The 14632-nt window shown below is 44.3% G+C and carries 19 protein-coding genes; 11 read left to right on the top strand and 8 right to left on the bottom strand.

What is annotated here, in order from left to right:
- Nucleotides 1-24 precede the first annotated feature (24 nt).
- The gene (locus D0T92_RS06930; protein WP_151051452.1) at nucleotides 25-702 is read right to left on the bottom strand and encodes a sulfite exporter TauE/SafE family protein; all 678 of its coding nucleotides are present in this window, start codon (nucleotides 700-702) and stop codon (nucleotides 25-27) included.
- Nucleotides 703-877: 175 nt separating this feature from the next.
- Entirely contained in the window at nucleotides 878-1138 is a 261-nt protein-coding gene (locus tag D0T92_RS06925; protein ID WP_151051450.1) for a hypothetical protein, read from the bottom strand.
- Here D0T92_RS06925 and D0T92_RS06920 point away from each other — a divergent pair.
- The 3 genes from D0T92_RS06920 (at nucleotide 1137) to pyrC (ending at nucleotide 3089) form a co-directional block, all read left to right on the top strand.
- On the top strand, nucleotides 1137-1361 hold the full coding sequence (locus D0T92_RS06920) for a sulfurtransferase TusA family protein (protein WP_151051448.1): 225 nt from the start codon (nucleotides 1137-1139) through the stop codon (nucleotides 1359-1361). The genes D0T92_RS06925 and D0T92_RS06920 overlap by 2 nt on opposite strands.
- Nucleotides 1362-1375: 14 nt before the next feature.
- Nucleotides 1376-1960, top strand: a complete 585-nt coding sequence (locus tag D0T92_RS06915; protein WP_151051446.1) for an NMCC_0638 family (lipo)protein — start codon at nucleotides 1376-1378, stop codon at nucleotides 1958-1960.
- Nucleotides 1961-2051: 91 nt separating this feature from the next.
- A complete protein-coding gene (pyrC, locus tag D0T92_RS06910) occupies nucleotides 2052-3089 on the top strand; it encodes a dihydroorotase (RefSeq protein ID WP_151051444.1) in 1038 nt (345 codons plus the stop codon).
- Between the two features lie 109 nt (nucleotides 3090-3198).
- Here the strand turns inward: pyrC and efp are convergent, their stop codons facing one another.
- Both efp and earP read right to left on the bottom strand, forming a co-directional pair.
- Nucleotides 3199-3759, bottom strand: coding sequence for an elongation factor P (gene efp, locus D0T92_RS06905; protein ID WP_151051442.1), 561 nt, complete (start codon nucleotides 3757-3759; stop codon nucleotides 3199-3201).
- 46 nt (nucleotides 3760-3805) lie between these two features.
- Nucleotides 3806-4957 (bottom strand): elongation factor P maturation arginine rhamnosyltransferase EarP, encoded by a 1152-nt coding sequence (gene earP / locus D0T92_RS06900; RefSeq protein WP_151051440.1) that lies wholly within the window; start codon nucleotides 4955-4957, stop codon nucleotides 3806-3808.
- 436 nt (nucleotides 4958-5393) lie between these two features.
- Between earP and D0T92_RS06895 the strand changes: the two genes are divergently transcribed.
- Nucleotides 5394-5918 carry an energy transducer TonB gene (locus D0T92_RS06895; RefSeq protein WP_151051438.1) on the top strand — a complete coding sequence of 175 codons (525 nt, stop codon included), beginning with the start codon at nucleotides 5394-5396 and terminating at the stop codon, nucleotides 5916-5918.
- Nucleotides 5919-6082: 164 nt separating this feature from the next.
- On the opposite strand, the gene ubiE is transcribed toward D0T92_RS06895, so the two are convergent.
- Together ubiE and D0T92_RS06885 are read right to left on the bottom strand one after the other, a co-directional pair.
- Nucleotides 6083-6820 (bottom strand): bifunctional demethylmenaquinone methyltransferase/2-methoxy-6-polyprenyl-1,4-benzoquinol methylase UbiE, encoded by a 738-nt coding sequence (gene ubiE, locus D0T92_RS06890; RefSeq protein ID WP_151051436.1) that lies wholly within the window; start codon nucleotides 6818-6820, stop codon nucleotides 6083-6085.
- A gap of 30 nt (nucleotides 6821-6850) precedes the next feature.
- On the bottom strand, nucleotides 6851-7219 hold the full coding sequence (locus tag D0T92_RS06885; protein WP_151051434.1) for a gamma-butyrobetaine hydroxylase-like domain-containing protein: 369 nt from the start codon (nucleotides 7217-7219) through the stop codon (nucleotides 6851-6853).
- A 135-nt stretch (nucleotides 7220-7354) separates the two neighbouring features.
- On the opposite strand from D0T92_RS06885, the gene D0T92_RS06880 reads away from it, so the two are divergent.
- Nucleotides 7355-7909 (top strand): hypothetical protein, encoded by a 555-nt coding sequence (locus D0T92_RS06880; RefSeq protein ID WP_151051432.1) that lies wholly within the window; start codon nucleotides 7355-7357, stop codon nucleotides 7907-7909.
- A 205-nt stretch (nucleotides 7910-8114) separates the two neighbouring features.
- Complete coding sequence (gene trxB / locus D0T92_RS06875; protein WP_151051430.1) at nucleotides 8115-9065, top strand: thioredoxin-disulfide reductase; 951 nt, start codon at nucleotides 8115-8117, stop codon at nucleotides 9063-9065.
- Nucleotides 9066-9224: 159 nt separating this feature from the next.
- Here trxB and D0T92_RS06870 read toward each other — a convergent pair whose 3' ends face one another.
- Nucleotides 9225-10004 (bottom strand): FKBP-type peptidyl-prolyl cis-trans isomerase, encoded by a 780-nt coding sequence (locus D0T92_RS06870; protein ID WP_151051428.1) that lies wholly within the window; start codon nucleotides 10002-10004, stop codon nucleotides 9225-9227.
- Between the two features lie 299 nt (nucleotides 10005-10303).
- Here D0T92_RS06870 and D0T92_RS06865 point away from each other — a divergent pair, with 299 nt between their 5' ends.
- The 4 genes from D0T92_RS06865 (at nucleotide 10304) to nusB (ending at nucleotide 12639) form a co-directional block, all read left to right on the top strand.
- Complete coding sequence (locus D0T92_RS06865) at nucleotides 10304-11188, top strand: DMT family transporter (RefSeq protein WP_151051426.1); 885 nt, start codon at nucleotides 10304-10306, stop codon at nucleotides 11186-11188.
- Between the two features lie 58 nt (nucleotides 11189-11246).
- Nucleotides 11247-11567: a DUF2185 domain-containing protein gene (locus D0T92_RS06860; RefSeq protein ID WP_151051424.1), complete on the top strand. Its 321-nt coding sequence runs from the start codon at nucleotides 11247-11249 to the stop codon at nucleotides 11565-11567.
- Nucleotides 11568-11659: 92 nt separating this feature from the next.
- Nucleotides 11660-12154, top strand: a complete 495-nt coding sequence (ribH, locus tag D0T92_RS06855) for a 6,7-dimethyl-8-ribityllumazine synthase (protein ID WP_151051422.1) — start codon at nucleotides 11660-11662, stop codon at nucleotides 12152-12154.
- A gap of 59 nt (nucleotides 12155-12213) precedes the next feature.
- Nucleotides 12214-12639 carry a transcription antitermination factor NusB gene (gene nusB / locus D0T92_RS06850; protein ID WP_151051420.1) on the top strand — a complete coding sequence of 142 codons (426 nt, stop codon included), beginning with the start codon at nucleotides 12214-12216 and terminating at the stop codon, nucleotides 12637-12639.
- 124 nt (nucleotides 12640-12763) lie between these two features.
- Here nusB and D0T92_RS11390 read toward each other — a convergent pair whose 3' ends face one another.
- Complete coding sequence (locus tag D0T92_RS11390; protein WP_191963615.1) at nucleotides 12764-12910, bottom strand: hypothetical protein; 147 nt, start codon at nucleotides 12908-12910, stop codon at nucleotides 12764-12766.
- A 580-nt stretch (nucleotides 12911-13490) separates the two neighbouring features.
- Here D0T92_RS11390 and D0T92_RS06845 point away from each other — a divergent pair.
- Complete coding sequence (locus tag D0T92_RS06845) at nucleotides 13491-14534, top strand: zinc-dependent alcohol dehydrogenase family protein (protein WP_151051418.1); 1044 nt, start codon at nucleotides 13491-13493, stop codon at nucleotides 14532-14534.
- The last annotated feature ends 98 nt before the right edge of the window (nucleotides 14535-14632 follow it).

Below are 14632 nucleotides of genomic sequence, written 5' to 3'. Positions count from 1 at the left end.
GTCGGCACAGCGGCGCGTTCGTGGCTAATGGGCCGTCTGAAAAAAACGGAACAGCTGCCATAACGCCCACGCGGCAACCATCAGGCCGGCGGCTAACCTGACCGGCCTGCGTTGCAGCAGGCTTTTTAATTGTGCGGCAAAAAAGCCCATGGCCAACAGATTGGGCAGGGTGCCTAAGGCAAACGCCAGCATATACAAACTGCCGCGCCATGCGCTGCCGCTGCCCAAGGCATAAAGCGAAGCGCTGTATACCAAACCGCACGGCAGCCAGCCCCACAACATGCCGACGCCGAAACAGGCGGGAATGCTGCGTATCGGCAGCAATTTGTTTAATAAAGGGTTGAGCTTTTTCCATATCGGCCGGCCGATGGTTTCTACTTTTACCGCCCATGCCGACAAACCGGCCAGATAAAGCCCGATAAGCAGTAATAAAAGATTGGCGGCAACAAACAAACCGTTTTGCAGCCAACGGGTTTGGTCTAATGAAATACCGATTTGCCCCAATAGGCCTACTAAAAAACCAATGAGAACATAACTGCTGATACGGCCGCTATTCAATAATAAAATCAGCCAGAAGCGATTGATATGCGGCGGAAGTTGCAGGGCAAACGCGCTGCTCAAACCGCCGCACATGCCGACACAATGGCCGCCGCCGAAAAAGCCGATTAAAAACAAAGTAAAAAAAGTAATATCGCTGCTCATGGCCGTCGCATAAAGGAAAAACCGCGTGCATTGTAACATTTGCACGAATCGGGGCGGGCGGTTGTTTGCAATAAAAACTGATATGGGATGGTTGGTGTTAAAAAAATCGTGAATTCAATGGAAATATACGCCGGAATGATAATATTCAGACAGCCTGATTTTATGTAGGGGCGGATTATATATCCGCCCGTTTGTCGGGTTGTGACCAAGTTTTTTTATATGGGTATACGATATAGTAAGGTTGAAGCGGGCGGATATATAATCCGCCCCTACGTATATTAACAGTTTGCACCGATTTCCCCTGTTTAAACCGCAGCTTGCTGTATAATAACCGCCAATATGCTTTTTCGCCGATAGAAGCGGGCGGCAGGCTTGTTTTCACGCGTTGCGGCGGCATATTGTGTGTTGTCTGAAAAAAAATACGAGAATGAATCATGAATACACAAACCTTAGACGTTACCGGATTAAAATGTCCTTTACCGATTTTGCGTGCTAAAAAAGCATTGGCGCAAATGGATGCCGATGAATTGTTAACCGTGCTGGCAACCGATCACGGCGCACCGGATGATTTTGCCGCCTTCTGCCGCCAAACCGGCCACGTTTTGCTCGAATCTTCCGAGGCCGACGGGGTGTTTAAATTGGTTGTCCGGCACAAATAAAAAGGCTGTCTGAAATGTTGAAATCCCTACTGTTGCCAATTGCTGTATTGTCTTTGGCATCTTGTAGCCAAGAAGTTAAGCCCGAACAATCGGCCGCTTATGCAACGGAAGCTGTTAAACTATTCGAACAGGCTTGCGTGCAAACCGGCGGCAGTGCCGGTGCGGTTGGCGAATGGGCGGCGCAGCAACAGTTTCGGAAAATGACGGCGGATGATATAAAAAACCTGCCGCCGGGTATGATGGAATTAGATGCCCAATCGGTTTGGCAGACAGAACGGCAGGGCGCTACTTTTTATCTGAGCACCACTTCCGATGCTTGCAGTGTTAAAACCGCTAAGGCAGACAGTATGGTTGTGGAAAAAGCGTTTGAGCGTATCGCATTGGCAGGGCAGCCGGGTATAGAGCCGCGTTTGGAGGAAAAAAGTTTTGTTTCTTCGCCGTTCCCGTTTACGCGAATCGCCTATATTTGGCATGAAACCGATAGCGGTCGGGATATTCGGCTGGCAGCGAATATGTCGTCTTCGGAACACTTGCCGGCACAATTGGCGCTTATGCTTATCCGCCCACCGGCAAATACCTCTGCCGTTAACAGTGAATAATGAAACAGGCCGCCTGAATAGCCCGTGGTCGGGTAAACTTTTTCAGACGGCCTTAAACTTAACAACAAATAAAACATAATAAAGGAATATTATGCAAACCCTGACCATTATCCAACCCGACGATATGCACTTGCACCTACGCGACGGCGAAGCTCTCAAAGCCGTATTGCCGTTTACCGCAAGGCAGATGGGGCGTGCCGTGATTATGCCCAATTTGAAACCGCCGGTGGTCAGTGTGGCCGATGCAATGGCCTATAAAGCACGCATTATGGATGCCTTGCCGCCGAACAGCACATTCGAGCCGCTGATGACGCTGTATCTGACCGATAAATCCACGCCCGAATTGGTGCGGGAGGCAAAAGCCGCAGGCATCGTAGCCTTCAAACTGTATCCGGCCGGGGCGACCACCAATTCCGATTCCGGTGTAACCGATTTGTTTAAACTGATGCCGGTTTTGCAGGAAATGGCCAAGCAGGGCGTTTTATTTTTGGTACACGGCGAAGTTACTGATCCGGAAGTGGATATTTTCGACCGCGAAGCCGTGTTTATCGAACGGGTGATGAAACCCGTTTTGCAACAGGTGCCTGATTTGAAAGTGGTGTTCGAACACATTACCACCGCCGATGCTGCCCGTTTGGTGATGGAAGCGGGCGACAATGTCGCCGCCAGCGTTACCCCGCAGCATTTGCTGTTGAACCGCAATGATTTATTGGTCGGCGGAGTACGCCCGCACCGTTATTGCCTGCCTGTATTGAAGCGCGAAAGCCACCGTAAGGCATTGGTTGAAGCGGTTACCGGCGATAATGCCCATAAGTTTTTCTTAGGCACCGACAGCGCCCCGCATGCCCGTTCGCTGAAAGAAAATGCATGTGGTTGCGCCGGTATGTTCAGCGCGGCAACCGCGATTGAGCTTTATGCCGAAGTGTTTGATAAAGCGGGCGCTTTGGATAAATTGGAAGCCTTTGCTTCAAAAAACGGTGCCCGTTTCTACGGCTTACCTGAAAATCCGCGCAGCATTACCTTAATCAAACAGCCCTGTCCGGTAGAAGCTGCCATTCCTTTCGGCGATGGTGAGGTCTTGGTGCCGATGCGCGGTGGCGAACAGGTGGCTTGGACGGTTCAATATTGATTGGTGGAGTTTGAATAGCAATAATCATAAAAAAAGAGTATTCTTAGTACAAAGAGGCCGTCTGAATTTTCAGACGGCCTCTTATGATTACAATTCAATCAATAAACAATTAGGCACGTTTACGGAATTCACCGGTACGGGTATCGATTTCGACTTTATCACCGTTTTCAATATAAGACATTACTTGAATTTCAGTGCCACCAATCAAGCGTGCGGTTTTCATCACTTTACCTGAAGTATCGCCTTTAACGGCAGGCTCGGTGTATTCCACTTCGCGAACAATAATCGTCGGCAGTTCTACGGAAATCGGGTTGCCTTCGTAGAAAGTTACTTCGCAAACGTCTTCCATGCCGTCAACGATGAATTTCAAAGCGTCACCGATATTTTCGGCTTCGATTTCGTATTGGTTGAATTCTTCATCCATGAATACATACATAGGATCGGCAAAATAGCTGTAAGTACAGTTTTTACGAGCCAAAATCACCACGTCGAATTTATCATCGGCTTTATAAATGGTTTCGGTTGCGGCGCCGGTGAGCAAGTTTTTCAATTTCATGCTGACCTTGGCTGAAGAGCGTCCGCCTTTGATGTATTCGGTTTTTTGAACCACCATCGGGTCGTTGCCGACCATAAATACATTACCTGCGCGCAGTTCTTGTGCGGTTTTCATTATCTGTTTCCAATCTCTGTAATTTGGTAAAAATAAACGCGTTATTTTAACGGGATTCGATAAACTTGGCTAGTTTTTCCACTGCTGAGGGTTGCGCAAACAGGCATTGTTGCCAATTTTTTGCACTCTGCCGCCAGCTTTCCTGATGCTGCATTAAGGTTTGCCATGCCGATAAGCGTTGTTGCGGGGTTAATGTTAATGCACCGTTTAATTCGTCGGATAAAGAGCGGTGCGCTGCTTGTATTTCAGCAGTATATTCGGTATAGGCTTTATCCCAAAAAGCATGCAGCTTATCGATATGTACCATTTCATCTTGCGGGTAGATATGCCAGAAAAAAGGTTTCGCCGCAAATTGAGCGCGCACAAAACTGTCTTCGCCCCGAATCATCAGGCCGTCTGAAAGATGAAGTAAACGGTCAAAATCAGCTTGAGGGATAAATGGGATTTTAATCAGTGTGATATTGGCCGTCTGAAAAATATCGCCATCTTGGTTTAGTGCGGATTCGGGAATGGATTGCGCCGCTTTTAAGCTGTCTATAATCTGATTGCCGGCTAGAAGTAGGGTAAGCGGTTCGCCAAATTGTTGCCACATGGTCAGCCATGCTGCCCAAATAGGGCTTTGATAACCAAATAACAGCCACTCAGGCACGGTTTTGGATGGCAGTTTGAGTTGTTCGCGAAATGCCTGATTGTCAAAGCGGCTGCGGGCTTCATAATCACGTTCACGTAATAAACCACCGCTTTGTTTGCTAAAGCCCATAAACCAAAAATATTTTTGAATGCCGTTGGCTTGGGGCGAGGGTAGGGCATGCAGCTTTTCATTACTGCTTTCCGCGCTGAGATATTCCCAGTTCAGCCATAAAGGGCGGTTTTCAGTGATAATCTGTAACACATTCGCAGGTAAATCACAGGCAAACGTTTCAATCACTACATCAGGAATAGGGGCGGTATCTACATCATCGGCCGATTCGGCACGCCATTGATGAACGTGGATATTCTGATAACAGCAGGGTAAGCTGCTGAAACCAGGGCACAATGCACGCAAGGCATCGGCATCATCTACCCAAAGATGAATTTGCCAGCCGCATTCATTTGCCAGCATTTTTGACAATCGCCAAGAAACACCTATATCACCGAAATTATCGATAACATTACAAAAAACCCAGCAGGTTTGAGGCGATATTTTTTCAGATGGCATGATAGGTTGTGCTAAATCTTTGAACGGTCATAAATTATAGCTTAAAAGCGTTTTGTCAAGACATTAAATTAATTTATCCACATTACAGTATCCAAGGAAACTACCGTTACTACTAATATGCTTGACAAAGCTGAAATATATTTAATTAATTGATATTAAAGTATTTTTTATCAAAGCTTATTTTTTGTGCAATCATAGAAAATGCCTTACTTTCCTAGGGAAATAGCGCTATTTCACAGACTATCCACATCTTTATCCACAACTTTTGTGAGTAACTTGAAAAGTGATTATATAAAGCATTTTTATCTTATTGTCATTGATAAAAAATAAGGACTAATGATAATATTGTGAGTCACTATTATGCGTGATTAATAAATAAGATTATTTGCAAAATACTTAGCATGTATACAATGAAATAAAAAAAGGAAATGTAAAAATGGCATGGGGAGATGGAATTAAACCTGAAGATAAAATATATAAAAGCCAAGGTAATGATATAGACTTAGGAACATTGGTAATGCTAATGTTTCTTTTCGTTATTGCCATTTCGATAGCTTATCTTGCATTTAGTAAATATCGCGAACGTGTGGAAATAGAGGAAGCTGCCAAATATGCTCAAAATGCACTTATTGAATGGAACAGACAAATGAGTGAATCAATGGCACAAGAAAATCGAAGAGTTGAAAAGTTTAAAAATAGATTTATACCGCCAAAGCCATTATCAGAAATCAAGGTTCCTTATCCTGAGCTATCCAAAATCAACAATGAACATGGAACTGTATTAGTCGAAGTAACCATAAGTAGATACGGTAGGCCTGAACGCGTAAAACTAGCAAAGACCAGTGGATATGAAAGGCTGGATACGGCAGCATTAAAAACCATAGAAAACACGATATTTGAACCTGCCCAAAAAGGATATGATCAAGTACCGTTTACATATGTAATAGATATCAATTTTTAATTAGAATATGAAATTAACTTTTGCTCAAGAAGGATAAATAATAATTCGCATAATGTATATTATGTTAAATTTTATATCAGAAAAATAATCGAGCTGTTTATCTTATATAAACAACCCGACTACTCTTATATTCTTCCGTTTCAATTACCCAAAATCAAAACGGTTTAATATTTTACGCCTTTGTGCAAAGCCACGACACCGGCGGTCAAATTATAGTAATCCACGCTGTCAAAGCCGGCATCCAACATCATTTGTTTAAGTGTTTCCTGATCCGGATGCATGCGGATGGATTCGGCCAAATATTGGTAGCTGTCGGCATCTTTGGCAATCATTTTGCCCATCAAAGGCAGCAGTTTGAACGAATATAAATCGTATGCCGGAGCCAATGGCTTGAATACTTTGGAAAACTCAAGCACCAATAAAGTGCCGCCCGGTTTTAATACGCGGTACATTTCTTTTAATGCCGCTTCTTTGTGCGTCATATTGCGCAGGCCGAATGCGACGGACACCAAGTTAAAATAATTGCTTGGAAACGGCAGTTTTTCTGCATCGGCCAATGATACCGGTAAAATCACCCCTTCATTGAGCAAACGATCACGGCCGACCGACAACATAGACGAGTTGATATCGGTGAGCCATACTTCCCCTTTATCCCCTACCCGTTTGGCCCAACCGCGCGACAAATCGCCGGTACCGCCGGCAATATCTAGCACTTTATCGCCTTTTTTCAGATGTGCGGTATTAATCGTAAAATGCTTCCATGCCCGATGCAGGCCGCCGGACATCACGTCGTTCATAATGTCGTAATTCTTGGCTACGGAATGAAACACTTCGGCAACTTTTTTTGCTTTTTCACTTTCATCAATAGTTTTATAGCCGAAATGGGTTTTATTGTTGCTCATGGTGCAGGCTTTCTTAATAAATAACTTAAATTAGAACTTTGCTGAAGGTTGGCGCGATGCGCCCGACGCTTCAATTTTCCGTATATATTCAGCCCACATTGTATCGTATTCATGCGCTAATTTATACAGATAATCCCAGTCGTATAAACCGCTATCGTGGCCGTCTGAAAATGTGATTTTTAAAGCATACTGCCCTACCGGTTCGAGATTGATTATGACTACATCGGCTTTGCCTGTTTGCAATTTTTCCTGTCCGGGCGCATGGCCGCGAACTTCGGCACTGGGTGAATAAACCCGCAAATATTCGGCAGGCAGTTTTTTAATTTGTCCGTCGTATATTAAGGCAAGAGTGGCGCGGCTGTCTTGCAGGCGGATTTCCTGAGGGGGGTTATGTTTCATTTTAACGGTATTCGTCTCAGTATCAATGATAGGTTATTTTACCAGTAAATATTCAGACGGCCTTGAATAAATAATTTACTACCTTATATTAAGCCGCTGTTTACTTGATTTTTTATTCATTCAAATGGAACACTAATGAAAAAGACCATTGCTTTAACACTGATTTCTACTTCTTTTCTATTGGCTGCCTGTAAAGACAACACACAAGCCCAACTCGAACAGCAGCAAAAGCAGATTGAAGCATTACAACAAGAGCTTGCCCGCCAAAATGCACAACAAGACAATACAGTTTATGAGCTAACCGCCAGCGGTGTTGAGGAAACCATTCCGGAACAATATTGGGCAGACGGTAATCAAGGCGAGCCGGTTACCGGAAATGACGGTCAGCAATATATTTATGATTCCTCAACCGGTAGCTGGCTATTGCAAAGCCTCATTGGTGCGGCGGCCGGTGCGTTTATCGGTAATGCCCTTTCCAATAAATTTCAAAAAGCCCGTGCCGATACGCCGGCTGTACGCCGTGCTCAGGCCAATTATTATCAGTCTGCCCGACCACCACGTCGTACCAGCAATAACTTAAACACTAAAACCGTTCCAAATAAAAATCGAGCCACTCCGGCTTATCGGCCAACCCAAAGGGCGCAACCGAACCACCGCCGCCCTGCCCGCCGTGGTTTCCGCCGCCGCTAATCAATGAATATGCCGTCTGAAAGCTTTTCAGACGGCATATTATTAGCTTTAAGTTGGCCGAATATTACCTTCTATAAATTTTATCAATCACAATATTGCAACACAGCACGATGTAGAGCAGGTATAGTTTCAATATCTTAAATTAACAGGCTGTCTGTAACCTATTCAGTCTTTACTCTATTACAAATAAATAAAGGAAATCATTATGAGCGAACATAGAAAACTGATTATTCTCGGCTCAGGCCCTGCCGGTTATACGGCTGCCGTTTATGCCGCCCGTGCCAACCTTAAACCGACCATTATCACCGGTATCGCACAAGGCGGCCAATTAATGACGACAACGGAAGTCGATAACTGGCCTGCCGATGCAGACGGTGTACAAGGCCCCGAATTAATGGCACGTTTTCAAGCACATGCGGAACGTTTTGGTACGGAAATGATTTTTGATCAGATTCACACGGCCGACCTGCAAAAACGTCCGTTTACATTAAAAGGCGATATGGGCGAATACACTTGCGACGCTCTGATTATTGCCACTGGTGCTTCCGCCAAATATTTAGGCTTGCCGAGCGAAGAAAAATTTGCCGGAAAAGGCGTTTCCGCTTGCGCCACTTGTGATGGTTTCTTTTATAAGAAACAAAATGTTGCCGTAGTAGGCGGTGGTAATACCGCTGTCGAAGAAGCCTTGTATTTGGCACATATCGCTGATACGGTAACCCTGATTCACCGCCGTGATACCTTCCGCGCCGAAAAAATTATGATTAATAAATTAATGCAGCGCGTAGAAGAAGGCAAAATCATCTTGAAGTTGAATGCAAATTTAGATGAGGTTTTGGGTGATGATAGTGGTGTGGTTGGTGTGCGTTTGAAAAACAACGATGGCACAACGGAAGAAATTGCCGTTAACGGAGTCTTTATTTCTATCGGTCATAAACCGAATACCGATATTTTCAAAGGCCAGTTGGATATGGATGAAACCGGTTATCTGATTACCAAAGGCGGTATTGCAGATAATGTTGGTGCCACCAATATAGAAGGCGTATGGGCCGCCGGCGATGTGAAAGACCATACCTACCGCCAAGCGATTACCAGCGCTGCATCAGGCTGCCAAGCTGCTTTAGATGCCGAGCGTTGGCTGGATGGGCAAAATTTATAAAATAAATCAGCCAATTAGGTTTAAAATAAAAAAGCTGGCAGATTCGGATTTGAAGTTCAGCTTTCCATAACAGAAGAAGGCCGGTATGCGGTAGCATATTGGCCTTCTCTGACAAGAAAGATTGCAATCTTTTTTATTGATTGCTAACAGTGGGTGTCATTATTGACCGTTGGCCTCTGCACCGACTTTCAATAATTTCACGTCGAATACCAAAGTGGAATTCGGCGTAATTTTATCGCCCATTTGCGCCGGGCCGTAAGCCAGTTCGGCGGGGATATACAAGGTGTATTCGCCCCCTTCTTTCATCAACTGAATGCCTTCCTGCCAGCCTTGAATTACCTGATTTAACGCAAAAGTCACCGGCTCGCCGTGCTGTTTGCTGCTGTCGAACACCGTGCCGTCAATCAAGCGGCCTTCATAATCAACGGTAACCGTATCGGTTGCTTTAGGTTTCGCACCGGTGCCTTCTTTGTTGACTTTATATTGCAAGCCTGAAGCCGTGGTTTTTACGCCTTCTTTGGTAGCATTCTCTTTCAAAAAGGCCTGGCCTTTTTCTAAATTGGCTTTGCCTTCTTCGGCCATTTTAGCTTCGGCTTTTTGTTGCTGCTCGGCCAGGAATTTCATCATCACTTCTTGCGCCTGCTGGTCGTTCAGCTTGGTTTCTTTGCCGTCAAGTACAGTTTGCAAGGCTTCGTTAAAAACTTTCAAATCAACTTCGGTACCCTGATCTTTCATTTGTTTCAATGAACGGCCGATATCCATACCCATAGCATAGCTGGCTTGCTCTACTGGTGTACCGAGTGCAGAAGCCGCAGCGGAAGCTGTTTTTTCTCCCGAAGCCGCAGCGGCTGCCTGATTGTTGTCGCTGTTTTGTTGGCACCCGGCCAAAGCCAATACGGCCGCCGTAGCCAGTGCGCCCAACTTAAACGTTTTATTCATTATATGGTTCCTGAGTCACGAAAAAATAGAATTAATCATTATAACCAAGTTTGTGCCTGTTGACGTATATGCTGTCTGAAAAAAAGATGATTTTTCCGGTCTTGTTTTGTAAGGAAAAATAAAACGAATGTTATTAAATAGCTTTCGCTTCCAATATACCGGCAAATATCCTGCAATACTTTGAAACCGGCTATACAGGCCATCCGTTGCAACTGCATTCCGATATATGGCACTAACTTCTCATTTCAGACGGCCTGATTTACAATCGGTTCCCCTAATCATTATTTCCTACGCGCTTTATGCCAGAACCAAACCGCCTTGCCGCCCCCATGCTGATTGTCGGCTGCGTTATCTTCGGATTGGGCAGCCTGATTGTAAAATTCGTTCCGGTCGGAGCGTTTGCGATGGCTTTTTGGCGCTTGTGCGTAGCGGCGGTTATTTTTTGGTTATTAAGCCGTTTTTTCGGGCAAAAACTACCACACAATAAAAAAGCATTCGCATTCGCCTGCCTTTCCGGCGCGTTTCTCGGTATTGATTTGGGCTTGTGGCATGAAAGTATTTATGCCGTCGGGCCCGGAATTTCTACGCTGCTCAACAGCTTGCAGATATTTTTTCTCACCGCCGCCGGCTTTTTCTTTTTCGGCGAACGTCCTTCCAAGTTGCAATTATTCAGCTTATTGATGGCCATATTCGGGATTGTACTGATTGCCAGCCCCGAGTTTAACCACAATACCCAAGCCGGCTGGGGGTTTGCCAGTGGGATTGTTTCCGGCTCGATGTTGGCCTTATCGATGATTTTTGTCCGCAAAACCCATCAGATTCAGCCGGTTTCTTTATTGCCGATGATGCTATTGGTCAGCTTGGGCGGCATGGCGGTATTGTGGTTGCCTGCACTTCTATTTAATGGCGAAGCACTTTACCCTACTACCTTTCATGATGCCGCCTTGATTTTGATTTACGGCGCCGTGATGCAATGTTTCGCATGGGGGCTGATTGCTTATGCCATCCCCCTGCTTTCCTTATCGGTAACCGGCTTATTATTATTAAGCGAACCCGTTGCCGCCCTGCTGATTGATTATTTCCTGCTTGATAAGCCGATTAACGGCTGGCAGTGGTGTGGCGTCGCTTTAACTTTATCTGCCATCTATCTCGGTTCGCTGCGCCCGCAAAAGCATCATGCGTAAACAGGCCGAATCGTGTAAAATCTGCGCTTTCCGATATTTTTTATGGGCCGTCTGAAAAATGAACGCTTTTGCTAATTTATCCCAAACACCTTTTCTTGTTATCGCTGCTAAAACCGTAACCGAAGAAGGAGCACCTGTTGGTTTTATGTATCGTGAAGCCTCAGACTTTAAAGACGACACTGGCTGGCGTTTTTTTCAAGGTGATGAAACCGATGAATATACAGCCAATCCTGATAATTTTGTGCTGTATTCAATCAAAGACATAGCCGACCGCAATCCTGCTATTGTTCCTTATCTTCAGTCGCCACCCGGCCATGCTTGGGAATTAAATGAAGAAGGCGAATTCGAACCGGTAGAAGATTGGCAGCCGCAAGAATAAAAAACCAAAGGGCAAATAATAACCATATTTTCCCTATTCATTTTTGTATTTGAAATACACATAAAATAAACCTTAATGATGAAAGCAATCTTATGAATACTATCCAACCCGAACATAATGGTGCCGGACTGCGCATCGGTATTGTACAAGCCCGTTTCAGCAATGAAATCGGCAGTGCCATGTTGAAAGTTTGTACTGAAAAACTGATTGCATTGGGTGTAAATACCGATGACATCACCGTCGCAACCGTACCCGGTGCTTTAGAAGTGCCATTGATTTTGCAAAACATGGCATCCTCCCAACAATATGATGCCCTTATCGCTATCGGTGCGGTTATCCGCGGTGAGACCTACCATTTCGAGCTGGTTTCCAACGAATCCGGCGCCGGTGTCACCCGTGTTGGGTTAGACTTCAATATTCCGATTGCCAACGCTATTCTCACCACTGAAAACGACGAACAGGCGCACGTACGCATTGAAGAAAAAGCCAGCGATGCCGCCCTTGTCGCCGTAGAATGTGCCAACTTGGTTAACCTGCTATTAGAAGAGCAGTTAGAAGTATTTGAAGAAGACGACGACCAAGAGTAATCGGTTCGGACGGCCTGCCCATATCAGGCCGTCTGAAAAAGAAAGGCAAGGAACCGCCCATGAAAACACCCCGCCGCCGCGCACGTGAATTTACCGTACAGGCACTTTACCAATCCGCACTGACTCAGGCTCCTGTCGCCGAAATTGCTAAAAACATCCGCGAAAGCAGCGACTTCAAAAAAGCCGACGACGAATTGTTTACCACACTCTTTTTCGGTGCACATGCCAATCAAAAAGAATATATCCAGCTTATCCGCCCACTGCTCGACCGTGACGAGAATGATCTCAGCCCGATTGAACGCGCCGTTTTATTGATGGCATGCCATGAATTATCCGCCATGCCCGAAACACCTTATCCGGTGATTATTAACGAAGCCATCGAAGTAACCAAAACATTCGGTGGCACCGATGGCCATAAGTTTGTAAACGGCATTCTCGACAAACTGGCGGTACAACTGCGCCCGAATGACCCCAAACGTCATTAAGCCGGCAACGATAACACACTATAAAGCGTTTAAACCGCCCTATATGGGCGGTTTTTTATGTTGGAATCAAGCAAGTCCAAAAGGTTTTTATGCGCTGCTTAAATTTCCAACCAGATTTAAAAAATTATTTAATGTAACAAAAAGACTGAGGAGCCCTACCGCTTGGCAATATTTCTACCAAGTCTTTTGCTTGCTCATATTTTGTTACCTTCCCTATTTTAATCGCATTAGTAATCTCTTTACCTTTAAAATAATCGTTAAAAGAATCCATTGTTACCCCTGAAAACTCAGCAGTTATTTCCCAATTGCCTGCAATATTATTGAGAACTTAAATATATATTGATAATATTTATACACTCCAAATCAAAATAGATTTATAGGAAATTCAACAAAAAATCAATATGATGAATATATTTTAAATCAAGCATAAACTGCTATTTCTCGCTTTTAGCACTCAATCAATTAACCACCTTTTCCCATAGCTAATTATTGTCTTTTTTACGTAACACTGTATTGATTTCTTCTACTGCCAACTTTGTAAAATATCGCAATAAAAAAACTTATTTTGTAAAAATTTTATCGCTCAAACATCTGTTTTATTCCTTTTCTTATGCCCTCGAATAAAGCGTAATTTATCCTTATGAAAAAATTCAATCGGTAAATTCAAGTGTTACGGTTCATATTGTTTCAAATCAAAACAATTTAATGCTTTTGTATTTAAAATAACAGTGAGTTTAAAACAATGTTATACCATAACATATTGAAATAATTAAAAAATTGACTTAAACGAGTATTTGTTCTATAAAATCAACATAAATAAATTATCCAAACTATCCCGAAAGGACAGTGAAATGAAAGCAATGACTTATTATGGTGAAGGCGACATTCGTTTTGAAGAAAAACCCAAGCCGCAAATTATTGACCCGACCGATGCCGTTGTGAAAATTGTAAAAACAACCATCTGCGGTACCGACTTAGGTATTTGGAAAGGTAAAAACCCTGAAATCACACCCGGACGTATTTTAGGCCACGAAGGTGTGGGCATTGTCGAAGAAGTCGGCAGTGGTGTGAAAAACATCAAAAAAGGCGATAAAGTTATCATCTCATGTGTGAGCAAATGCTGTACTTGCGACAACTGTAAAGTTCAACTTTATTCACACTGTAGCAATGGCGGTGGCTGGATTTTAGGCTATATGATCGACGGCACTCAGGCCGAATATGTTCGTACTCCGTTTGCCGACAACAGCCTGATTCCGCTTCCATCTAATGTAAATGAAGAAATCGCCCTGTTGCTCAGCGATGCATTGCCTACCGCCCATGAAATCGGTGTTCAATACGGCGATGTAAAACCTGGTGATACCGTATTTATCGCTGGTGCTGGCCCCGTCGGTATGTCTGCTCTATTAACCGCACAGCTTTACAGCCCTTCTGCGCTGATTATGTGCGATATGGATGAAAACCGCCTCAAAATGGCTAAAGAATTGGGGGCTACCCATACCATCAACCCCGCTTCCGGCGATGTTACCAAAATGGTAACCGATATTGTCGGTAAAGATGGTGTAGATGCCGCTATTGAAGCAGTCGGTATTCCGGCTACTTGGGATATGTGCCAAGATATTGTAAAACCTGGCGGTCACGTGGCTGTGGTTGGTGTTCATGGTAAACCCGTTGACTTCAAACTGGAAAAACTGTGGATTAAAAACTTGACCATTACCACCGGCTTGGTGAATACCAATACCACCGAAATGCTGATGAAAGCCATTTCAACCAGCTCTGTTGACTACACCAAAATGCTGACCCACCATTTCAAATTCAACGAATTGGAGCAAGCGTATGATGTATTCAAACATGCAGCTGAAAATGGTGCGATGAAAGTGGTATTAACTGTTGATTAAGCTTTGATAATCGACACATAAAAATCAAAGGCCGTCTGAAACATTTCAGACGGCCTATTGTTTATCGGCTAACTAAAGAAATTAAATTACCATTAAAT

It is taken from the genome of Neisseria zalophi (assembly GCF_008807015.1).
GTDB lineage: Bacteria > Pseudomonadota > Gammaproteobacteria > Burkholderiales > Neisseriaceae > Neisseria > Neisseria zalophi.
The sequence above is the reverse complement of the archived record's forward strand: the minus strand, read 5'-3'. Positions and strand labels throughout refer to the sequence as shown.